Below are 21,908 nucleotides of genomic sequence, written 5' to 3'. Positions count from 1 at the left end.
GCCGAACGGGCTGTCGGCAATCCGGCTGGCCGCTGCTTTTGATCCATCCATTCGCATCTAGCAATGCCGCCGTCGGTGGTCGTATGGTTCCCCGCAGCACCCCGACAAGCGTACGTGATGGGCGGATTCGCCCTCTTTCATGCTGGGCGGTGAACGGCAGTGACGGCAGAAGATCCTACGGCGACCGACCCCGGCTGGGTGGACGAAGTCCTCTTCGTCGGCCACCCGACCGACGTTTGTCTCCGTCTGCCCGAGCCCGTCGACCGGGCCACCCTGCACCGGCTGGTCACCGCCGCGCAGGACCGGTTGACCACCGCCGGACTGCGCCCCGGTGGTGCCGCGGCGCTGCGGTTGCCACCGTCGCTGGCGTACGTGGTGAACCTGCTCGCCACCTGGCGCGCCGGGGGGCAGGCGATCCTGCTCGACCACCGGCTCACCGACCACGAGGTCGACCGGGCGCTGGCCCGGTTGACTCCGCAGGTGGTGGTCGCTCCGGTGCGAACCGGTGGCGGCGCGCTGAAGATCTTCGTCGACGTCACCGAGGGCGTCACCCGGTACGCCGACCGCCCCGCGGTCAGCGGCCACGCCGTGATCCAGCTCAGCTCCGGCTCCACCGGCCCGTCCAAGGTGATCGGCCGCACCGCCGCCGACCTGGTCGCCGAGGTGCACCGCTACACCCGGATCGACGGGGTGGCGCTGCCCGGCGAGCGGATCATCCTGCTGCCCTCGATGGTGCACGTGCTCGGCCTGGTCGGTGGCCTGCTCTACGGGCTGCACGCCGGGGTCGAACTGGTGCCGCCGGAGCGGCTCAGCGGCGACGCCGTGCTGGCCGCGATCAGCGCCGGCACCACACCGGCCACGGTGCTCGGAGTGCCGTTCCACATCGGACTGCTCGCCTCCACCCGCCCGACCGGGCCACTGCCGCAGCTGCGGCGGATGACCACCGGGGGCGAGCTGGTCCCGGCCGCCGTCGCCCGGGCGTTCACCGACCGGTACGGGGTGCCGCTGGGCAACATGTACGGGATGACCGAGGTCGGGGTGATCGGCACCGACCTGCACGGGTCACACCGACCGTCGATCGCCCCCGCCCCCGGGATCGAGGTCCGCGAGTCCGGCGGTGAGCTGTGGGTGTCCTGCCCGGCGTCGCCGTACGTCGGCCTGAGCGACCCGACCCGCTGGTCCGACGGTTGGCTGCACACCCGCGACGCCGGCACCGTCGATGTGGACACCGGCCTGGTCACGGTGCGCGGTCGACTCGACTCGCAGGTCTCCGTCGGCGGGATGAAGGTCGACCTGACCGAGGTCGAGGCCACCGTCGCCGAGCTGACCGGGGTGGCCGCCGCCGTGGTGGTCTGGGACGACGGCATCACCGCGTACGTCCAACCCGACGGCCCGCTGTCGGAGGAGACGCTGGACAAGCTCCTCGCCGAGCGGCTGGCCGGCTACAAACGGCCCCGGGCGCTGCACCTGCTCGATCAGTTGCCCCGTACCACCACCGGCAAGCTGGTCCGCTCGACCGACGCGCTGCGTTCGGCGGTCACCCCGTGACCGGGCCGCTGCACCACCTCGACGTCGACCTGCGTGCTCGCCCGTATGGCGACCGCCAGGACGAGGCCCCCGCCCAGCCGCGGGTGACCGACCCGCAGGGGCTCGGCGCCGGGCACCTGTCGCAACGGCAGCCCCGGCGGCGGCATCAACCGGCGCAGCCCGCCGCCGCGCAACCCCCGCCCGAGCGCCTTGCCGACCGCCTCCTTGGCGGTCCACAACCGCAGGAAGTCCACCGTCCGGCCGGCCTCGGGCCGATCGCCCAACCAGGCCAGCTCGGTGGGCGGGAACCAGCGGCGGGCCAGCGCGAGCGCCGGCAGCGGGCGGATCCGCTCCACGTCCACCCCGACCGCGCCGGCCCGACTGGCGGCGACCACCACCAGCCCGGCGGTGCGGCTGACGCTGACCGCCAGCTCGACCGACCCGGTCACCTCGGCGACCCGGACGACCGGCCGTCCGTCGCGGTCGTGCGTCAGCACCAGCCCGGTCTCCGGGTGACCGAGCAGCAGAGCACCCGCTCGCCGCACCAGCACAGCGGCCCGATCCGGCTGACCGCCGGTGTCCCGGCCGACCCACACGTAGACGGTGTCCCGACCGGACACCGTCAGCTGAGCCACGCAGAGAGGGTATCCATGAGAGCCGAGGTCCGCGCCTTCGTCGTCGAGCAGCTCGCCGACATGAACTACGACGTCGAGGGGCTCGACGACGACACCACGCTCGGCCCGTCCGGCGTCGACCTGGAGTCTCTCGCCCTGGCCGACCTGTCCGTCCGGGTCGAGGACCGGTACGGCCTGACGTTCGCCGACGACGAGTCGGAGCAGCTCGCCCTCATGACTGTCGGCGAGTTCACCACGATGGTCGCCAATCGCGTCACCGAGGCGACGAGCGACAAAGGCTGATGAGCGGTCAGCCCGATCTGGGGCGAGCTGACCTGATGACCATGCTCGCCGAACTCACCGCGAAACCGGCTGCCGAGGTGTCCGACCGGATCGGCTCGATGGAGCTTGCCTGGCTGGTGCACCTCGTCGAGCAGCGCTACGAACGCCGGCTCGACCTCACCGACGACGAGCTGGCCGGCATCCGCACCGTCGACGACGCCCTGGTGGTGTTCCGGGCGTCGCTGACCGCCTCCGCAGATGGTTGAGGCGCGCGTCGCCCAGCTCACCGGTGTGTACGCGGTCAGCGCCCTGGGGCGGGGCGCCGACGCGCAGCTCGCCGGTGTGCTGGCCGGGGTGCCGGCGTTCGGACAGGTGCGACGATTCGACACCGCCGCCCGCCGGGTCACGGTGGCGGCCACAGTGCCCGAGGTCGGTCCGCTCGCGGACGAGCTGGTCGCCGCGATCGACACGGCCTGCCGTGCGGCCGGTCTTCACCGCGCGCAGCGCGCCGGGTGCGCCCTGCTGCTGGCCGTGCACGGCGGCCCGGCCGTGGGCCCGACGCCGGCAGTGCTCGCCGGTCAGCTCGCCGCCCGATGTGGACTGTCCGGTCACACCCGGGTCTACACCAGCGCCTGCGTGTCGGCGAGCACGGCGGTGGCCGACGCGACAGCCCGGATCACCAGGGGTGACGTCGAGCGGGTCGTGGTCGCGGCCGGCTACCTGGTGGAGCCGGACCAGTTCGCGCTCTTCGACGCCGGTCGTGCCCTCGCGGTCGACGGGGCGGTCCGCCCGTTCAGCGTCGGCCGCCGGGGGTTGCTGCTGGGCGACGGCGTGGCCGCTGTGGTGCTGGAGTCGAGCACCGTCCGACGACGCGGTGTCGATCCGGTGGCCACAGTGGTCGGTTGGGGGCGGGCCGGCGACGCGTTCCACCCCTGCCAGCCGGAACCCGGCGGCGCCGGGCTGGCCCGCGCGGTCGACGGCGCGCTGCGCCGGGCCGGGCTGCCACCGCAGGCCGTCGGCTACGTCAACGCCAACGCCACCGGTACCGCGCAGAGCGACGCCGCCGAGGCCGCCGCCCTGCGTCGGGCCCTCGGCGGGCACGCCACCCGGGTCCCGGTCAGCTCCACGAAGTCGGTGCACGGGCACGCGCTGGAGGCGTCCGGGTTGCTCGAACTGGTGGTCACCGCGCTCGCGCTGCGCCACGGCGAACTGCCGGTCAACGCCGGCTGGCTGGGCCCCGACGACTCCTGCCCCCTGAACGTCGTCAAGGACCGTCCGCAGAAGACGGAAGCCACCCATGCCCTGACCCTGAACGCCGCCTTCGGCGGCGCCAACACCGCTCTCCTGGTCGGCGTCGGATGACCGCCCCCCACTCCCCGCGATCGTGCACTTTCTGCCCCGACGAATCCGACCAACGACTCGAAACGACGACCGAAACCGCAAGATCGCCGGGGGAGCGGGCCGGGGAGCGGGCTCGGGCCTTCTGGCCTGAGGGTGGGGACGGTGGCGCGGCGGGGGTGCCGGGGTTTGTGCACTCGGACTTCGCGCCGGTGGTGGTGGCCGTCGCCGAGCGGTGTCTGCGGCGGGGGTACGGGTCGGCGGGAGTGCCCGCCGGAGTGCGGACGGGGATCGTGCTGGTCAGCGCCAGCGGTGATCTCGCCAGCGCCCGACACGTACGGGCCACCGTCGAGGCCGGCGGGCGGATCGGCCCGCTGTTCTTCTTCCAGTCCGTGCCCAACAGCGTCGCCGGGCACCTCGCGGCCCGCTGGGACCTGCGTGGGCCGGTGGTCTGCCTCTGCCCGACCGGCGACCCATACACCGACGGTGTCGCCGAGGCCGACCTGCTGCGCGATGACGGCGACGCCGACGAGGTGTTGCTGATCCTGATCGAACAGGCACCCGACGGGCCGACCGAGGCCGTCGCGGTGCTACTGGGGGGAGGAGCACGACAATGAGGACACGGGGACTGCGCGGCGCACTGGCCGCCGACACCGAGCTGGGTGCGGGCAACGTCCTGGCCCGGGTACTGGCGCACGGCGCCGACCCGGACGGGCCCGGCCTGACCTTCGACACCGCCGTCGACGGGCACCCCGCCGAGACGCCACTGACACTGGGGCGGCTCGACGAGCGGGTCGCCGCCCGCGCCGCCTGGCTGCACGAACACGGGGTACGCCCCCGCGACCCGGTCGCGGTCTGGGCCACCGCCGCCGCCGACATGGTGCTCAGTTACCTGGCGCTGGCCCGGCTCGGGGCGATCCCGGCGCTGATGAACGGCAAGCTCCGCCCGGAGATCGCCGCCGAGTACATCCGCCGCCTGCGGGGCGTCGGTGTGCTGGCCGACGGCGAGCACACCGCGCTGCTGGCCGGGCACGACCTGGGGGTACCAGTGCTCGGCACCCCCGCGCAGGCCGGCACGGGTGACCCGGACACGGCCCCGACGCACTACCGGCACCACCCGGACGACCCGATCGTGATCACCCACACCTCCGGGACGACCGGGGTGCCCAAGGCGGTGCTGCACTCGCACGCCAGCCTCTTCGCTGCCACCCGGCACCTGCTCACCATGCCGCAGGCGCAGGGCACCACCCGGATCCTCAACGCGCTGCCCGCACCGCACACCGCCACTGTGCTGATGGTCAACCAGGCGCTGGGCAACCGCGCGCAGATGTTCCTGCTCTCCGAGCAGGGCGGCGAGCGGGTGCTGGACGCCATCCAACGCTGGCGCCCCGACGGGGTGTTCGGTTTCTCGGTCACCTGGGCGGAGCTGGCCCGCTTCGACCTGTCCGGGTACGACCTGGACTCGGTGCGGCTGTGGTTCAACACCGGCGATGCCTCGCACGAGCCGCACATCCGCCGCCTCGTCGCTGTCGGTTGGCACGACACCGTCACCCGCGACGGGGTGGCGAAGGTGCCCGGTTCGGTCTTCATCGACGGGCTGGGCTCCAGCGAGATGGGGCACTCGATGTTCCACATCACCCACCGCGCCGACACCGACCGGTACGGCCGCTGCATCGGCCGCCCGTACCGGTTCGCCACTGTCGCCGTGCTCGACGCCGACGGCGAGCCGGTGCCGGTCGGCGAGGTGGGTTTCCTGGGCATCGACTCGCCGTCGCTGTTCCGGGGCTACTGGAACGACTCGGTCACCACCTACCGCTTCCGCCAGCGCGGCTGGTACCTCACCGGTGACCTGGTCCGCGCCGACGCCGACGGCCGCTACTACCACCTGGACCGGGCGGTGGACTCGGTCGACGCCGGTGACGGGCGGCGCTTCTACACCGCGCTGTCCGAGGAGCGCATCCTCGCCGCCTGCCCGGACGTCACCGACTGCACCGTGGTGATCGTCGCCGAGACCGGCGCGGTCGTCACCGACGTGCTGCTGGAGTTGGCCGCCGGCGCCGACGAGGCCGAGGACCGCACCGAGCGGGTCCGCGCCGCCCTCGGCCCGGACGTCGGCGCCACACTGCGTCGGGTCGTGCCGGTGCGCTCGGCCGACATCCCGGTCACCGTGACCGGCAAGGTCCGCAAGGTGGTCCTGCGCGAGCGCTACCTCACCGAGGCCAGCTCGTGACCGCGTTGATCACGGGGATGGGTCTGTTCACACCGGTCGGGCGGGGTGTCGAGGAAACCTTCGACGCGCTGACCACCGGTCGGTCCGGGCTGACCCGCCCGCCCGAGGGGCACCCGGCGAGCACGTCGCTGGACGTGGCGGGCCTGCTGCCCGACATCGACCCACGCACAGTCGCGTCCGGGCCGGAGACCCGGGTGCTGGACCGGATCGTCGTCCTCGCCCTGCTCGCCGCCGCCGACGCTCTCGCCGACGCCGGCATCGAGGTGGGCCGCGACGTCGACCCCGAGCGGATCGGTGTGATCGTCGGTGGGGTCGGCGGGATGGCCACACTGGAGTCGCAGGTGCTGGCCCGGGCGGCCCGGGGTCGGGCGGCGGTCAGCCCGTACCTGCTCACCGGGATCCTGCCGAACATGCCGGCGGCGCGGATCGCCATCGCGCACGGTATTCGGGGCTACAGCTCGTCGGTCGGCACCGCCTGCGCCTCCGGTGCCCAGGCGGTCGCCGACGGGGTGCGGCTCATCGCGACCGGAGAGGTCGACGTGGTGATCTGTGGAGCCAGCGAGGCGCCGCTCTTCCCGACCTTCGCCGACACCTTCGGCAACGCGCGGGCGTTGGCGCGCGCCGGCACCGACCCGGGCCGGGCGAGTCGCCCGTTCGACACCTCCCGCAGCGGGTTCGTGCTGTCCGAGGGTGCCGCGCTGCTGGTGCTCGAACGCGCCGAGCACGCCGCGGCGCGCGGCGTCGCCGGGTACGCCGAGGTGGCCGGCCACGGCGCGACGACGGACGCCTACCACCCGACCGCCCCCCGCCCGGACGGCACCGGAGCGGCGGCGTGCATCCGCCGGGCGCTGCGCAGCGCCGGTGTGCCGGCGGCGGCGGTCGGCTACGTCAACGCGCACGGCACCGGCACGAAGCTCGGTGACATCGCGGAGACCACCGCCCTGGCCGACGTCTTCGGCGTCGGCGGTGTGCCGGTCAGCTCCACCAAGGCGCTCACCGGTCACCTGCTCGGCGCGTCCGGGGTGCTGGAGGCGGCGGCCACCGCGTTGGCGCTCGGTCGGGGGCTGCTGCCGCCGACGTACCACCTCGACGATCCGGATCCGGCCTGCCCGGCGGACCACATCCGTGGCGCGCCGCGCAAGGCCGACCTGGAGTACGCGGTCACCAACTCGTTCGGGTTCGGCGGCCAGAACGTGAGCCTGCTGCTGGCGCGCGTCGCCGAGCCGAGGGGGTGATCGAGGCGGCAACCCGGGCGGGGTGTGCCCGGACGGCAACACAGGGGGAATCGGGTGGGAAGGGTTTCAGGGGACATGGACATCCGTGGTATCGACCACATCGAACTCTATGTGGGGGACGCCCGACAGGCGGCCTTCTACTTCAGCACCGCCGTCGGCTTCGAGATCTGTGGCCAGGGTGGTCCGGAGACCGGGCTGGCGGGACAGCGCTCGCTGCTGCTCTGCCACGGCGACATCCGGTTGCTGCTCACCTCCGGGCTGAGCGCCGAGCATCCGGCGTCGCGGTACGTGCAACGCCACGGTGACGGCATCGGGGTCGTCGCCGTCGAGGTCGACGACGTGTCGGCCGCGTACGCCGAGCTGGTGGGTCGGGGCGCGATCGGGGTGACGCCGCCGACCACCCGCACCGGCGCGGACGCCGAGGTGGTGATCGCCGAGGTGGACGGCTTCGCCGACGTGCGGCACCGGCTGGTGCAGCGCCGGGGCGAGGGGGGCGAGTTCCTGCCCGGCGCGATCATCGCGGCGCCGTCCACGGCGGACGGCCACCCGCCGGTGCTCGCCGAGATCGACCACCTGGCGGTCTGCGTGCCACCGGGTCAGCTCGACGAGACGGTCCGGCACTTCGAGGCGCTGTTCGACTTCGCGCAGATCTTCGAGGAGCACATCGAGGTCGACGGGCAGGGAATGAACTCCAAGGTGGTGCAGAGTCCGTCCGGGCGGGTCACAGTGGTGCTGCTCGAACCGGACCGCACCCGGCGGCCCGGGCAGATCGACGCGTTCCTCGACCAGCACGCCGGTGGGGGAGTGCAGCACCTGGGGCTGCGCACCGACGACATCGTCGGCGCGGTCGAGGCGCTGGGCCGGCGCGGGGTGCGCTTCGCCGGCACCCCCGCCAGCTACTACGACGCCCTGGAGGCGCGGGTCGGTCGGATCGACGCCCCACTGGACCGGCTGCGCGAGCTGGGTGTGCTCGTCGACTCCGACCACGACGGCCAGCTGTTGCAGATCTTCGCCGAGTCGATGCACGTGCGTCGCACGCTCTTTCTGGAGCTGATCGAGCGGCGCGGCGCGCGGGGCTTCGGCAGCGGCAACATCAAGGCGCTCTACGAGGCCAAGGAGCGGGAACTGGCCGCCGTGGCGGCCACGCCACAGGGGGTGGGGGCGTGAGCGCGAGGAGTGAGCCGGGTTTGCGAGCCCCGCAGTCGCGAACCAAGGAGGCACAGTGACCGCGACGGAGTACGAGCCGACGTTGACCGCCGAGGAGCAGGCGCTGCTGCCGTCCGACGACGACGTGCGGCACTACGCCGAGCACGGCTGGTACCTGTCGAAAAAGGTGTTCACCGACGATGAGGTGGACGCCCTCGCCGCCGCCACGCAGCGCTACTACGACGGGGAGCGGGACCGGCGGCTGCCGGTACGACCACCGAAGTTGGCCTACTGGGAGCCTTCCAAGGGCCCGGTGCAGCGGCACAACGACTACGTCCACCACGAGCACGACGGGCTCGGCGCGATCCTGCGCAAGCCGCTGCTCGGCGCTGTCGCCGCCCGGCTCGCCCAGGTCGACGAGATCCGGGTCTTCCAGTCCACGCTGATCTACAAGCCGCCGATCTCCGGCGAGCCGAGCAACATCGTGCCCTGGCACTTCGACAAGCACTACTGGGCGTCCTCGTCGTCGGAGAAGATGCTCACCGCGTTCATCCCCTTGCACGACTGCGGGGAGGAGATGGGCACCATCACGATGGTCGACGGTTCGCACCGGTGGAGGGAGATCGGCGCGGACGACACCGTGGTGCGGCACTTCGCCGACCGGGACCACAGCCAGCTGGAGGAGATGCTGGCCGAGAACGCCGCGTACAACGGCGCGGAGATCCGCAAGATCCCGATGGTGATCCCCAAGGGACACATGAGCTTCCACCACTGCCGCACCTACCACGGCAGCGGCCCCAACGTCAGCGGTCGCCCCCGACAGGCGATCTCGCTGCACCTGCAGGACGGCGACAACGCCTGGCGGGAGTATGCGCTCTCCGACGGCACGTTCGCCGCGTACAACCACGACGTGCTGGTCCGCCGCACCCACGACGGGCGGCCGGACTACGCGGACCCCGACTACTGCCCGGTCATCTGGCGCCACCGCGCCCAGCAGGGAGGCTGACATGTCACGGTACGACTGGGGTAAGACGCACCCGGGCATCGAACGGTTGGAGCGGGCGGTGACCGACCGGCGCGACGCCGTGGTCAAGCACCCGCTCTACGCCAACCTCGACACCCACGAGGCGCTGGTCACCTTCATGCGGCACCACGTCTTCGCGGTCTGGGACTTCATGTCCCTGCTGAAGTCGCTGCAACGGCAACTGACCTGCGTCGCGGTGCCGTGGATCCCGACCGGCCCGACCGGCAGCCGCCGCCTCATCAACGACATCGTCATGGTCGAGGAGAGCGACGAACTGGGCGGCGGCTACATCAGCCACTTCGAGCTGTACGTGCAGGGCATGGCCGAGGCGGGCGCGGACACCACGGCGGTGAACGCGCTCATCGACCTGCTGCGCGCCGGCCGACCGGTCACCGAGGCGCTCGCCGAGGCCGGGGTGCCGGCCGCGTCGGCGAGGTTCGCCGCGACCACCTGGCAGATCATCGAGTCCACTCCGGTGCACTGCCAGGCGGCGGCCTTCGCGTTCGGCCGGGAGGATCTGATCCCGGACATGTTCACCCAGGTCGTCTCGGTCAACGAGCACAGCAACCGGCTGCACACGTTCGTCGACTACCTGGAGCGGCACATCGAGGTCGACGGTGAACAGCACACCCCGATGGCCATGCAGATGCTCGCCGACCTGTGCGGCGACGACGACGCCAAGTGGCAGGAGTGCGCCGACACTGTCAACACCGCCCTCGCTGCCCGGGCCCGACTCTGGGACGACATCCTGGCCGCCATCAAGGGCCCGGCGTGACCGACGCCGACCCGGTCCGGCTCTACCGCACGGTCCGGCTGATCCGCCGGTTCGAGGAACGGGCGGTGGAGCTGGTCCACGGCGGGCAGATCGTCGGCGGCATCCACCCGTACCTCGGTCAGGAGGGGATCGCCGCCGGCGTCTGCGCCGCCCTGGGTGCCGACGACGTGCTCGCCGGCACCCACCGCGGCCACGGGCACGTCCTGGCCCGTGGGGCCGACCCGGCCCGGATGCTCGCCGAGTTGTGCGGCCGGGTCACCGGCCTCAACGCCGGCCGGGGCGGTTCGATGCACGCCGCCGACCTGAGCATCGGCGTGCTCGGCGCCAACGCGATAGTCGGCGCCTCCGGGGCGATCATCACGGGCGCGGTCTGGGCGCAGCGCCGCCGGGGCCGCGACACCGTCGGGGTGAGCTTCTTCGGCGACGGCGCGGTCAACGAGGGGATGCTGCTGGAGGCGTTCAACCTGGCTGCGCTGTGGCGGGTGCCGGTGCTGTTCGTCTGCGAGAACAACGGCTACGCCACCACCATGCCGGTCGCCGGCGCGGTGGCCGGCAGCATCGCCGGCCGGGCCGCCGCGTTCGACATCCCGGCCGTGCGGGTCGACGGCCAGGACCCCGAGACGGTACGCGTCGCCGCGTGCGCCGCCGTCGACCGGATGCGCGCCGGCGGCGGCCCCGAGCTGATCGAGGCCCGGACCTACCGCTTCGACGTCCACCACACCTTCGAACACGCGGTACGCCTCGACTACCGGCCACCCGACGAGGTGACCCGTGGTCGGGCCCGGGACCCGGTGCGCATCCAGGGCGAACGCCTCACCGACACCGACCGCGCCATAGTGGACGCCGAGGTCGAGTCGACCCTCGACGCGGCGGTGCGGTTCGCCCTGGGCAGCCCGGAACCCGACCCGGCCGACGCGTTGACCTACCTGTACGCCAGCGGCCTGACCGCCCGCACCGGAGGTGGCTGAGGTGCCCCGACTGTCGTACCGCCGGGCGCTCACCCGGGCCCTCGCCGACGAGTTGGCCCGCGACGAGGCGGTGTTCCTGCTCGGCGAGGACGTCCAGGTCGGGGCGTCGCTGGTGACCACCGGGCTCGCCAAGAGGTTCGGCGTCGACCGGGTCCGCGACACCCCCCTGTCGGAGCAGGCGTTCACCAGCTTCGCCACCGGGGCGGCGCTGGCCGGGCTGCGGCCGGTGATCGAGTTCCAGATCCCGTCGCTGCTGTTCCTGGTCTTCGAGCAGATCGTCAACCACGCGCACAAGTTCCCGCTGATGACCGGTGGGCAGTGCAGCGTTCCCGTCACCTACCTGGTGCCCGGCTCCGGCTCGCGTACCGGGTGGGCCGGGCAGCACTCCGACCACCCGTACAGCCTCTTCGCCCACGTCGGCGTTGTCACTGTCGTGCCGGCCACCCCGGCCGACGCGTACGGGCTGCTGGTCACCGCGATCCGCCACGACGACCCGGTGGTGGTGTTCGCGCCGGCCGGCGCGATGGACGTGCGTGACGACGTCGACGACCTGGCGCCGGTGCCGCTGGGCCGAGGCCGGATCCACCGCTTCGGCGACGACGTGACTGTGGTCGCGATCGGGCACCTGGTGCACGACGCGCTCGCCGTCGCCGAGGAGTTGGCCGACCAGGTCTCGGTGGAGGTGTTCGATCCGCGCACCCTGTACCCGTTCGACATCGACGGTCTCATCGAGTCGGTTGCCCGCACCGGACGCCTCGTGGTGCTCGACGACGGCAACCGTGCCTGCGGAATGGCCGCCGAGATCATCGCGAGCGTGGTGGAGCGGGTCCGGCTGCTCGCCCCGCCGCGCCGGGTCACCCGCCCGGACGGGGCGGTGCTGCCGTTCGCCCCGGCACTGGACCGGGCCGTCCAGCCCGGCCGGGACCAGCTCGCCACCGCCATCCACCTGACACTGAAGGACGGATCATGATCGACCCGAACTATCCGTGGCCGGCTGCCGACCGGGCCTGGGCCGACCTTCCGGAGCCGGCCCGTCGGGCCATGGTGGCCAGTGGGGCGGCGGCCTGGGAGCAGGTCTTCCACGGCCGGGCCACCTACAACAAGCAGTGGCGGTTGGCCCGACCCCCGGTGCTCACCGCCGACGCCTGGCAGGAACTCAACGGGGTCTGCGACCGGCTCGCCCAGCTCATCCTCGACGCCTGCCGTCGGAGGGCCGACACCGCCGGTGACCTGCGCCGGCTGCTCGGCGTACCGGCGGGAGAGACCCGGCTGCTGGACGAGGCCGAGCCGCTGACCGAGGCGCTGCTGGCCGCGTACCGCCCGGACGTGATCTTCTCCGCCGGGGTGCCGAAGTTCGTCGAGTACAACATCGACAGCAGCCTCGGCGGCGGGTTCGACGCCGACACCGTCATCCAGCGGTACGAGGGCCTCTATCGGGAGCACGGCATCCTCGACGGCCTGCCGGTGCGGGCCGCGCCGTCGCTGTTGGACCAGCGGTTCGTGGCGATCCGTGAGGAGCTGCGACTGCCCGACGGCGCCCGGGTGGCGCTGCTGATGGACTTCGACGGCGACTATCCGGGCCTCGACGACCCGCAGACGTTCATTCGGATCCTCGACCCCCTCGCCGTACGGGCCCGCGACTTCGGCATCGATCTGGTCATCGCCCCGGTCGCCACGGCCGCAGTGGACGCCGACAACCGCCTGGTCGTCGACGGCGCGCCGGTCGACGCGTTGTTCCGGTTGTTCGTGCCCAACCGGGTCACCCCGACCGCCGGCCTGGACGCGGTGACCGTGGCCCTCGCCGCCGGCACCCTACCGATGTTCGTGTCGGCGGCGGCCTGGCTGCTGGGCAACAAGACCACGTTCGCCTGGCTGTGGGAGGACGTGGACGGGCTGCCCGCCGACGACCAGACACTGATCCGCCGGCACGTGCCGTACACGGTGCCGTTGACCGCGGCGGTGCTCGACCGGGCCATCGCCGAGCAGGCCGCGCTGGTGGCGAAGCCGGCCGACGGTTCGGCCGGGCATGGTGTCCTGCTCGGCCCGGAGTTGAGCGCGGCGGACTGGGCCGACGGTGTGCGGGCCGCCGTCGACCAGGGCGGCGCCATCCTCCAGGAGTACCTGCCGACCGACCGGGTGTCGATGGACTTCGTCCAGATCGAGACGGGTGAGACGGTCACCGCCGACGTCCCGTACTCCCTGGCCCCATACCTGTTCGGTCGGCGCGCCTCTGGTGGCCTGGCGAGGGTCGGCTACCCCGGCTGCGACGGCATCCTCAACCTGGCCCACGGCGTCCTCCTCACCGGAATCCTCCTCACCGACTGACCGCGCCCCGGCCCGCCTGGCCATCGTTGACCATGAACTTATTGCCACGACACGCCGCCACGGAGGGCAACAACTTCATGATCAACGGCGTCGGTCGCGAAGGGGACGGTGGCCGGAGAGGGTGCGGAGGGTTTGGGCTGTCGCTATGGCGTCGCTGCGGGCGCTGCCGTGGCGGCCGTCGGTGCTGTAGAGGGTGGGGTCGGCCGTCAGAGGATGGTCGGTCAGGTGGACGTGGATCGTCCTCAGGCGTTCGGCGAGGGTGGCCGTGTGGGCGGACAGGCGGCGCATTCGCTCGCCCAGACCGCGCCGGAGGTGCTCGGGCACCGCCGGGCTGTGCGAGACGTCGAACATGCCCACCGTGATCACGTCGGCGCCAACGTCGCGCAGCGCGGTGATCATCGCGGTCAGCTCGGCGTCCACCGCCTCCGCGTCGTACGCCGGGTGAAAGGCGTTGTTGCCGCCGCAGACGACCAGCGCCAGGTCCGGTGCGAAGGCCAGCGCCGGGGCGAGCTGGGTGGCCCGCACCTGGTGCGCGCGCAGCCCGCGTCGACCCAGATTCCGGTACGCCAGCTCGGGGCTCACGGCCGTCAACTCGGCGGCGACCCGGTCGACCCACTGCACGTCCGGGTAGCCCGGTGTCGGCTCACACATGCCCTCCACGACGCTGTCACCGAGCGCCACGAACCGCCGCCACTGGTGCCCGTGCAGCAGTTCGGCGGCCTCCCCGGGGCGCAGACAGTACGGGTCAGTCGATTCGGTGGGCGTCGATGGCATGCCGGCACGCTAGCCGACCGCCGGGCTGCCCGGCCAGGCTCAGCCGGTCAGGCTGACCTCGGCCAGGTAGACACAGGTCCGCCCCTCGTGCGACGAGTAGTAACTCACCCACAGCAGGTCGTCGTGCCAGACCAGGCCGGGGTAGCTGGTGTCACCGCCGGACGGCAACGCGACCAGCTCGGTCAGCTCGCCCCGGCCCGGGTCGACGACGCAGATCGCGGTGCGGATCTCACCGTCGTGCAGGCGCACCCCGGCCAGCAGCAGCCCGTCGGGCAGTCGGAGCAGCGTCGGCCCGCCCACCTGGACACCCAGATCCGTCCAGGTCCAGTCCCGGTACGGCGGCACGGCCCGGCCGAGTTGTGCGGTCGCGCTGCCCGCGTCCCGCCGCAGTAGGCAGAGGGCGGTGCCGTCCGGCGTGAAGACCAGACCGGACTCGTTGGGGTACCCGTCCTCGAACAGCGTCGGCACCCAGGGACGCAGGTCAACGCCGTCCGTGCTGCGGTAGAGCCGGGCGAACCTCGGCTCCCGGGTGGCATAGCCGACGCCGTACATCGCGTCGTCGTGCCAGGCCGCCCGCCACACCCAGACGCCCGGATCGCCCACCGGGGTCGGATCGCCCCAGGTGTGCCCGTCGGTGGAGAGCCAGGTCACCGTCTGGAACGTCGTGGTGACCGTGCCGGTGGCGGCCGCCGCCAGCAGTTGCAGCCGCCCGTCGGGTCGCGTCACGAAGCGCGGATCACGCAGGTCGGCGCCGGCCTGCGCGATGACCGTCGCGGAGGTCCAGGCCCGGCCGTCGGTCGACGTCAGCACCCGGATCACGCCGTCGTCGCTGAGGTGGGTGCGGGCCTCCCGGAAGGCGCAGAACCAACGTCCGGCGTACCGGACGAGGTCGGTGAACGCGCTGTGCGGCGCGCTGTCGCCGATCCGGCGTACGGCGGTGACCTCGGCGGTGCGGCGGCGGGTGGGTGACGACGTCATGCGCGGCGGCCTCCAGGTGCGGTGACGACGACCGACGCTAGCCGTCCCCGGCCGACGCCCGCGCGGCCAGCAGCCGAACGTCCGACGAACAACGCGCGGACGCTGTCGGATAGGCGTCGTGGACGACGCGGCGTCGGCGCGCTGGTGTCGGCTGTTGGCACCCACCGCCCACCATGGGCGGTGGGCCGACCGTGGAATCCATCGGCGACGGAGGTGACCGCATGCTCGGTTCGTTCCTTCAGGCCCTCGCGTCGAAACTGGTCGAGGAGATCCTCAAGCTTCTCGTTCAGTGGCTGGCCCCGAAGGCGTTGCGGTCGGTGCCGCACCGCGCCTCGCCGAACTGCCCACGCTGCGGCGGGTACGGGGTCCGCCGCTGGGCGCCCGGCGGCATGTGGATGTTCCTGCCGTCCCTGCTGGCCTTCGCCTGGGGTTTCGGGTTCACACTGCTCGGCGTGCCGGTGGTCGTGCTCACCGTGGTCGCCGCGCTGGTCTCCGACGGCGTCGGTGGAGTGCCGGCCGCGCTGCTCGCGCCACTCGGCCTGTTGGTCCCCGCCGCGCTGATGGTCGCGGGCGCGTTCGGCCTGGCCCACTACCACAGCTACCCACCGAAGTGGTGCGTCCGCTGCCACGGCCGGTGGCCACGCCGGGAGCGGGACGAATACCTACGGGCGTCGGCCCCGGTGGTGACCTGCGGCTGCGGTCAGCGGCTCCGGGTGCCCCGCACGGCAGCCGGGACGCGACTGCGCTGCCCGCGCTGCCGTACCGAACACGCCACCCCGGCTGCCGCCGGCCGCTGACGGCCCGGGGCCTCTACGGGTTCAGCGCGCCACCTGTGCTCGGCGAGGAGTTCGCCGAGCACCCGCCCGGCCCACTCGGCCGTGGCCGGGTCCTCATCGTCCAGGGTGATCAGGGCCTTCCACAGGGCCCAGCCTCGTCCTCGGGCCCAGGTGGCGTCGTCGAGACCGAGCGCGGCGCGGAAGGCGGCGAGCGGTTTGCGCGGTGTCCGGAGGAGGGTGACAGCAGGGGTAGCGCAGGTCGGGTCAAATGGAGGTCGTGGCGACCATCCGCGCTCGACTAGCCGCCGTCCGCGCCGCCTGGCGTGCCGGTGCCCCCACCGCAGCCCCCGTTCGCCCAACCCGCGGTGGACGGCCTCGGCCAGCTACCGTCGCACCGCGCGCCCTGCACCCCCGCCGACCGTCGACAACCCGGCTGGAGTTGGCCCCGAGCGCCCCCCTGGAACTCAGACCGGACCCGTGGCAACGGTTGCTCGGCCTGGGGAGCATCCTGTCGGTGATCGTCCTCGCCGTCGGGCTGTACGTCACCAACGCCGCCAACCGTGCGCAACAGGAGGCCGACCGTGAGCAGCGACGCCTCACCGCGCAGGGGCAGATCACCGATCGTTTCACCGCGTCGATCGAACAGTTGGGGCAGCCCGGCGCCGAGAAGGTGGACGTGCGCCTGGGTGCCATCTACGCCCTGCGACGGATCATGCGCGATTCCGCGGCCGACCGTCCTGCCGTGGTGCAGATCCTGTCGGCGTTCGTCCGTGTCCACTCCACCGGCGGGGTGTCCGCTCCCACCCCGGCCCGCCGCGACAAGGCCGCGGGGGCGGCCGCCGTCGAGGACACCCTGGCACTGCCCCCGGTGGACATCCAGGCCGCTCTGGCCGCGCTGGGCGACAGTGACTCGATCGGCGGCCGGCCGGATCTGACCCGCGTCGACCTGTCCCGCACCGACCTGCGCCGGATGGACCTGGCCGGAATGGACCTGACTCTGGCGAATCTGGAAGGGGCGAACCTCTCCGACGCCGATCTGACCGACGCGGACCTGGCCGGCGCCAACCTGACCGACGTCGAACTGATCGGCACGGACGTGCGCGGCGCCAACCTCAGCGGGGTGGACCTGCAGCACGTGCAGATGGACCGGGCGCGACTGGACCACGCCACCCTCACCGGGTCGAGCCTGGTCGAGGCGAGCCTGCGTTCTGCCGTGCTGACCGACGCGGACCTGTCCAGTACCGACCTGACCGACGCGGACCTGACGGGCGCGGACCTGACGGGCGCGGACCTGTTCGGCGTCGACCTGCTCGGCGTCGATTTGACCGAGGCGAACGTCGAGCGGGCGAGACTGCTCCTGGATTGGAACATCCAGTGCGCCGTCGTGAACGGGCAGACGCGCCTGCCGCCCGGAGTGACCCGGCCGGCAGCCGACGCCGACCGCGACGACCCCGAGTGCCGGGCCCGTCGGGCAGAGCGGGCAGCGGTGCGGTAGGACCTCGCGAGGCAGGTCGGGGTCGGTCAGGGTGTGGTGACGGGGGTGGGCCGGGCCGGTGTCTCCGGGCCGGAGGCCCTGCTCAGCAGCGGGTACGCGGTGACCACCAGGCACGCCGCCGCCATGATCAGGAGGGCCGGGGTGAGTCCCAGCGCGTCCACCGACCAGCCGCCGAGCAGCGCGCCGACCGGCAACCCGACGAACGCCAACGAACCGGCGATGCCGATCACCCGGGTCTGCAACTCCGGCGGCACCCGCTCGTAGAGCGCCACCCCGAGCAGCGGGTTGACCGCCGCGATGCCGATTCCGGACAGGAACGTCACCACGAGCACCACAGGCAGTTCGTCGCTGATCGCCAGCGCCACCAGCCGGGGCGTGCCGGCGACCAGCGCGCCGACCAGGAACGTCAGCCGCCGGGGAAGCCGGGGCCCGAGCGCTGTGAACACCAGGTTGCCCAGCAGCGCACCCGCCGAGAACGCGGCCAGCACCAGGCCGAGACCGCTCGGGCCGGGCAGTTCCCGGGCGACCCAGACCGGGATGTAGACGGCCACGCTGGCGTTGGCCACCATGTTCAGGGCCGAGATGACGGCGAGCATGCCGAGCAGCGGCCGGTCCCGGCCCAGGTAACTGAAGCCACCCCGCAGGGCGCGCAGGTAACTCTCCGGTTGGGCGGGTTGCGTCGGGACGGCCGGCGGGCGGACCAGGAGACCGATGAGCAGCGCGCAGACCCCGAAGCTGGCCGCGTCGATGAGGATCGCCTCGGTCACCCCGAAGACGGCGATCAGCAGACCGCCCACTGCGGCGCCGAACAGTGTCACCACGCGGCTGAGCCCGTCGTACGCGGAGGTCAGCCGGATCAGCGGCACTCCGGCGGCCTCCGCGACCGGGCGGAACATCACGTGCTTCACCCGGTCCCCGATGCCCCGCAGCGCGCCGGCCACCGCGACGAGCGCCACCAGCGGGACGAAGCCCAACCACGGGGTCAGCGCCACGACGACCATCACCACCGCGCTGCCCGCGTCGCAGAGGATCGAGGTACGGCGCAGGCCGATCCGGTCCGCCCACGGCGTGCCCAACGCGCTGGACAGCAGGTACGGCAGGGTCTCGGCGAACGCGACAAGGCCCATCTTGGTGGGGCTGCCGGTGGTGACCAGCACCAGCCACGGAATGGTCACCACCGAGATGCGGGTGCCCAGGTTGGAGATCAGGTCGGCGCTGACCAGGACGACCAGTTGCCGGCGGGGGGTCACGCCCCGACCGCCGCCGCCCGACGGGCCGCGTACCGCGTGCGCAGCGCCCGCTTGTCCACCTTCATCGACCGGTTCACCGGAAGCCGGTCGAGGAACTCCACAGCGGCCGGCGCCCACATCTCGTTGAGTTCGGCGGTCACCAGGTCGATCAGTTCCGCCCCGGTGACCGTCGCGCCCGGCCCGAGCACCACGTACGCGTACGGCACCTCGCCGACCGTCTCGTCCGGCACGCCGATCACGGCGGCGGCCCGTACCTGGGGGTGCCCGACCAGCACGTCCTCGATGGGACGGCAAAAGATCGCCCAGTTCCGGCGATGCGTGACGATCATGTCGTGCGCCCGGTCGACGAGGTAGAGGTAGCCGTCGTCGTCGAGGTGGCCGATGTCGCGGGTACGCACCCACCCGTCGACGAGCGTCTGCGCGGTCAGCTCGGGCTGACCGTGGTAGCCGGCGAAGCTCAGTCGGGTCCGCACCCACACCTCGCCGTCGCGGCCGGTCGGCAGCACCGCGCCGTCGTCGTCGCGGATCTCGATCCGCACGTCGCCGTAGGGTCGACCGCAGGACCGCAGCCGCTCCGGGTGCTCCGGGTCATCGGTCAACCCGGGCAGCGCGGTGATCACGACGGCTTCGCTGAGGCCGTACACGATGCGCAGCACCGGGCCGAACCGCGCGATGGCCTGGCGCAGCCTGGCGGGCGCGGCGGGCCCCGCTCCCACGTTGAACATGAACATGGCGGAGAAGTCCGCGCCGACCAGCGCCGGGTGGTCCAACACCTCGTAGAGCATCGGCGGGGTGACGAAGGTGGAGTTGATCCGCTCCCGTTGCACGGTGTCCACGAAGGCCACCGGGTCCCAGTCGTCACGCAGGAACAGCACCCCGCCGGTGAACAGGTTGAACAGGGTGGTGATCTGCCCGCTGGCCAGCCACATCGGCGAGTGCGACAGGTGCCGCAGCAACGGGAACCCGGCGGCGCGGAAGTCGGCGGCCAGGGTGAGGATCTGGGCGTAGAAGCTCTCCCGGTGGTGCACCAGCTTGGGGCTGCCGGTGGTGCCGCTGGTCTGCAGGAACGACTCGGGCGCCGGCACGGACGCCGGCAGCTCCGCCACGTCGGCGTCACTGTCGGCGGTGAGGTCGGGGCCGGCGCCGCCCGCGCCCAGACAGCAGACCGGTGTGCCGGGCAGCGCGGCGGCCAGACCCGGGCCCAGACTGGCCCGGTCCCGGGCGTCGTAGACCAGGGCGTCCGGGCGGGCCAGGCGGATGAATTCGTCGACCTCCCGGCGCGCGGTCACCGGGGCGACCCACATCGTCCGGCAGCCGAGGAGGTGCAGGGCGAGTTGCAGCAGTGGACCCTCCACCGCGTTCGCGACGGTCACCAGCACCGCCGACCCGGGCCGTACGCCGTGCCGGGTCAACGTCGCGGCCATCGCCCGGACCCGCGCGGCGGCCTCGGTGTAGGTGAGTCGCCGATCGGCGCCGACCAACGCCTCCCGATCGCCGAATTCGGCGAAGAGGTCCAACACCCTGTGCACGTAGCTAGTGGTGTGCCCGGGTCCGTCAGTCATCCGGCAGCCCCCATCCGAGAAAGCGGCGGTCCCCGGGCAGCTCCCGGTGACGACGCGACGGTGGCGCGCTCGGGCGACCGCACCGCCGCCGCCTGGAAGCCTAGGCGGGAAACGGCTGGTCGGAACCGTGCCGACGGGCGGTCCGAGCGGCCCGCCGGACATTTGATCGCGTCGATCAGGTTGATTGACGCCCGTCAGCGGCGGCGGCTAGGTTTCTGGACCATCGTCCAGGCGGGCGCCGTCAGCGGACGGCCCTGGGCTGCCACACGATGGAGGTTCCATGGCAACGGCAACCCCGAAGAGATGGCCTGTCATCGCCGCCGCGGCCGCGCTGTTGGTCGCCGGCGCACCTGCCGTCGTCGCCAGCGCCGGCCCGTCCGGCACCGCCGCCAGCCGACCCGACCGCGCCGAGTGGGCGGGCAGTTGGGCCACCGCTGTCACCCGGGGCAACTCGGTCGGGTTGACCAACACCGGCCTCAACAACCAGAGCGTCCGGATGATCGTGCACGTCTCAGTGGGCGGCCCGGCGCTGCGGGTCCGCCTGAGCAACCTCTACGGCGAGCAGGCGGTCTCTGTCGGTCGCGCCACAGTCGCCCGGCCGAACACCGCGACCCCCGACGACCTCTCCGACATCGACGCCGCCTCGGTACGCCCGCTGACCTTCACCGGTGCCACCACGGCGACCATGAACCGGGGCGCCGAGCTGCTCAGCGACCCGTTGGCCTTCCCGGTCGCGGACGACAGCGACCTCGTGGTCACAGTGCACTTCCCGACGCCGACCGGCCCGACCACGTTCCACGGGCAGTCCCAGCAGGCCAACTTCATCGGCGCCGGGGATCTGACCGGGGTGGCCGAGGGCACGGGGTTCACCACCCGTCCCACCTGCTGCTGGTTCTTCCTCTCCGGGGTCGACGTGCAGCGCAAGGGCAGCCCTGGCGCGCTGGTGGTGCTCAGCGACTCCATCGGTGACGGCAACGGCAGCACCGTCAACGCCAACCGGCGCTGGCCCGACCTGCTCTCCGACCGGCTGCTCGCCGACCGGCCCGACAAGCGCACCCCCGGCGTGCTCAACCTGAGCCTGGCCGGAAACCGGCTCAACCACGAGGGCACCGAGCCGGGCGACGGCAACTACCCGGGCTACTACCAGCTCGGCCCGAACGCGGCGGCCCGGCTCAACGAGGACGTGTTCGGCCAGACCGGGGTGCGTACCGTCGTCACCCACCTGGGCATCAACGACATCTGGATGTCGAACGACTCACCCGAGGCGATCATCGGCACGCTGCGGCAGATCAACCAGCAGCTCCAGCAGCGCGGGCTGACCAGTCTGGTGGCCACGCTGACGCCGTACGAGGGGCACGGCGCGCCGGGCGTGTGGACGCCGCAGAAGGAGGCCACCCGCCAGGCGGTGAACGCGTACCTGCGCGGCAGTCGGGAGTTCGACGGGCTGCTCGACTTCGACCGGGTGCTGCGCGACCCGGCACGGCCCAGCCAACTGCTGCCCGCGTACGACTCGGGGGACCACATCCACCCGAACGACGCCGGCAACCAGGCACTGGCGAACGCCGTGCCGCTGCGGCTGCTCGACCTGTGACACGGGCCGGGGCGGCGG

The 21,908-nt window shown here is 72.6% G+C and carries 21 protein-coding genes; 16 read left to right on the top strand and 5 right to left on the bottom strand.

What is annotated here, in order from left to right:
- Positions 1–159 precede the first annotated feature (159 nt).
- A complete protein-coding gene (locus OG992_RS05665; protein ID WP_266302593.1) occupies positions 160–1,548 on the top strand; it encodes a class I adenylate-forming enzyme family protein in 1,389 nt (462 codons plus the stop codon).
- Here OG992_RS05665 and OG992_RS05660 read toward each other — a convergent pair.
- Positions 1,476–2,162: a 4'-phosphopantetheinyl transferase superfamily protein gene (locus tag OG992_RS05660; RefSeq protein WP_266302592.1), complete on the bottom strand. Its 687-nt coding sequence runs from the start codon at positions 2,160–2,162 to the stop codon at positions 1,476–1,478. The genes OG992_RS05665 and OG992_RS05660 overlap by 73 nt on opposite strands.
- 15 nt (positions 2,163–2,177) lie before the next feature.
- Here OG992_RS05660 and OG992_RS05655 point away from each other — a divergent pair, with 15 nt between their 5' ends.
- The 12 genes from OG992_RS05655 (at position 2,178) to OG992_RS05600 (ending at position 13,464) form a co-directional block, all read left to right on the top strand.
- Complete coding sequence (locus tag OG992_RS05655; protein WP_203119726.1) at positions 2,178–2,444, top strand: acyl carrier protein; 267 nt, start codon at positions 2,178–2,180, stop codon at positions 2,442–2,444.
- The gene (locus tag OG992_RS05650; protein ID WP_112587240.1) at positions 2,444–2,689 is read left to right on the top strand and encodes an acyl carrier protein; all 246 of its coding nucleotides are present in this window, start codon (positions 2,444–2,446) and stop codon (positions 2,687–2,689) included. The genes OG992_RS05655 and OG992_RS05650 overlap by 1 nt, the downstream gene beginning before the upstream one ends.
- Positions 2,682–3,785 (top strand): beta-ketoacyl synthase, encoded by a 1,104-nt coding sequence (locus tag OG992_RS05645; RefSeq protein WP_266302591.1) that lies wholly within the window; start codon positions 2,682–2,684, stop codon positions 3,783–3,785. The genes OG992_RS05650 and OG992_RS05645 overlap by 8 nt, the downstream gene beginning before the upstream one ends.
- Before the next feature lie 167 nt (positions 3,786–3,952).
- Positions 3,953–4,378 (top strand): beta-ketoacyl synthase chain length factor, encoded by a 426-nt coding sequence (locus OG992_RS05640; RefSeq protein ID WP_266302590.1) that lies wholly within the window; start codon positions 3,953–3,955, stop codon positions 4,376–4,378.
- Positions 4,375–5,991 (top strand): class I adenylate-forming enzyme family protein, encoded by a 1,617-nt coding sequence (locus tag OG992_RS05635; RefSeq protein WP_266302589.1) that lies wholly within the window; start codon positions 4,375–4,377, stop codon positions 5,989–5,991. The genes OG992_RS05640 and OG992_RS05635 overlap by 4 nt, the downstream gene beginning before the upstream one ends.
- Positions 5,988–7,226, top strand: a complete 1,239-nt coding sequence (locus OG992_RS05630; RefSeq protein WP_238685769.1) for a beta-ketoacyl synthase — start codon at positions 5,988–5,990, stop codon at positions 7,224–7,226. The genes OG992_RS05635 and OG992_RS05630 overlap by 4 nt, the downstream gene beginning before the upstream one ends.
- Positions 7,227–7,301: 75 nt before the next feature.
- A complete protein-coding gene (gene hppD, locus OG992_RS05625; RefSeq protein WP_238685768.1) occupies positions 7,302–8,393 on the top strand; it encodes a 4-hydroxyphenylpyruvate dioxygenase in 1,092 nt (363 codons plus the stop codon).
- Positions 8,394–8,448: 55 nt separating this feature from the next.
- On the top strand, positions 8,449–9,378 hold the full coding sequence (locus OG992_RS05620; RefSeq protein ID WP_266302588.1) for a phytanoyl-CoA dioxygenase family protein: 930 nt from the start codon (positions 8,449–8,451) through the stop codon (positions 9,376–9,378).
- Between the two features lies 1 nt (position 9,379).
- Complete coding sequence (locus tag OG992_RS05615) at positions 9,380–10,171, top strand: DUF3050 domain-containing protein (protein WP_266302587.1); 792 nt, start codon at positions 9,380–9,382, stop codon at positions 10,169–10,171.
- On the top strand, positions 10,168–11,139 hold the full coding sequence (locus tag OG992_RS05610) for a thiamine pyrophosphate-dependent dehydrogenase E1 component subunit alpha (protein ID WP_266302586.1): 972 nt from the start codon (positions 10,168–10,170) through the stop codon (positions 11,137–11,139). The genes OG992_RS05615 and OG992_RS05610 overlap by 4 nt, the downstream gene beginning before the upstream one ends.
- Position 11,140: 1 nt before the next feature.
- On the top strand, positions 11,141–12,109 hold the full coding sequence (locus OG992_RS05605) for an alpha-ketoacid dehydrogenase subunit beta (RefSeq protein ID WP_266302585.1): 969 nt from the start codon (positions 11,141–11,143) through the stop codon (positions 12,107–12,109).
- Entirely contained in the window at positions 12,106–13,464 is a 1,359-nt protein-coding gene (locus OG992_RS05600; protein WP_266302584.1) for a hypothetical protein, read from the top strand. Before OG992_RS05605 ends, OG992_RS05600 begins: the two co-directional genes overlap by 4 nt.
- An 81-nt stretch (positions 13,465–13,545) precedes the next feature.
- Here OG992_RS05600 and OG992_RS05595 read toward each other — a convergent pair whose 3' ends face one another.
- Both OG992_RS05595 and OG992_RS05590 read right to left on the bottom strand, forming a co-directional pair.
- On the bottom strand, positions 13,546–14,238 hold the full coding sequence (locus tag OG992_RS05595) for an SGNH/GDSL hydrolase family protein (RefSeq protein ID WP_238685763.1): 693 nt from the start codon (positions 14,236–14,238) through the stop codon (positions 13,546–13,548).
- Positions 14,239–14,277: 39 nt separating this feature from the next.
- Positions 14,278–15,216: a sialidase family protein gene (locus tag OG992_RS05590; protein WP_266302583.1), complete on the bottom strand. Its 939-nt coding sequence runs from the start codon at positions 15,214–15,216 to the stop codon at positions 14,278–14,280.
- 221 nt (positions 15,217–15,437) lie between these two features.
- Here OG992_RS05590 and OG992_RS05585 point away from each other — a divergent pair, with 221 nt between their 5' ends.
- Positions 15,438–16,013: a hypothetical protein gene (locus OG992_RS05585; RefSeq protein WP_266302582.1), complete on the top strand. Its 576-nt coding sequence runs from the start codon at positions 15,438–15,440 to the stop codon at positions 16,011–16,013.
- A gap of 493 nt (positions 16,014–16,506) precedes the next feature.
- The gene (locus tag OG992_RS05580) at positions 16,507–17,487 is read left to right on the top strand and encodes a pentapeptide repeat-containing protein (protein ID WP_266302581.1); all 981 of its coding nucleotides are present in this window, start codon (positions 16,507–16,509) and stop codon (positions 17,485–17,487) included.
- A gap of 26 nt (positions 17,488–17,513) precedes the next feature.
- Here the strand turns inward: OG992_RS05580 and OG992_RS05575 are convergent, their stop codons facing one another.
- Both OG992_RS05575 and OG992_RS05570 read right to left on the bottom strand, forming a co-directional pair.
- Positions 17,514–18,737, bottom strand: a complete 1,224-nt coding sequence (locus OG992_RS05575; RefSeq protein WP_266302580.1) for an MFS transporter — start codon at positions 18,735–18,737, stop codon at positions 17,514–17,516.
- On the bottom strand, positions 18,734–20,299 hold the full coding sequence (locus OG992_RS05570; RefSeq protein ID WP_266302579.1) for an AMP-binding protein: 1,566 nt from the start codon (positions 20,297–20,299) through the stop codon (positions 18,734–18,736). The genes OG992_RS05575 and OG992_RS05570 overlap by 4 nt, the downstream gene beginning before the upstream one ends.
- Before the next feature lie 313 nt (positions 20,300–20,612).
- Between OG992_RS05570 and OG992_RS05565 the strand changes: the two genes are divergently transcribed.
- Positions 20,613–21,890 (top strand): SGNH/GDSL hydrolase family protein, encoded by a 1,278-nt coding sequence (locus tag OG992_RS05565; protein ID WP_266305158.1) that lies wholly within the window; start codon positions 20,613–20,615, stop codon positions 21,888–21,890.
- The last annotated feature ends 18 nt before the right edge of the window (positions 21,891–21,908 follow it).

The organism is Micromonospora sp. NBC_00362 (assembly GCF_026342155.1).
Classification (GTDB): Bacteria; Actinomycetota; Actinomycetes; order Mycobacteriales; family Micromonosporaceae; genus Micromonospora; species Micromonospora hortensis.
Note: the sequence above shows the minus strand (reverse complement) of the source record. Positions and strands in the feature narration are given on the sequence as shown.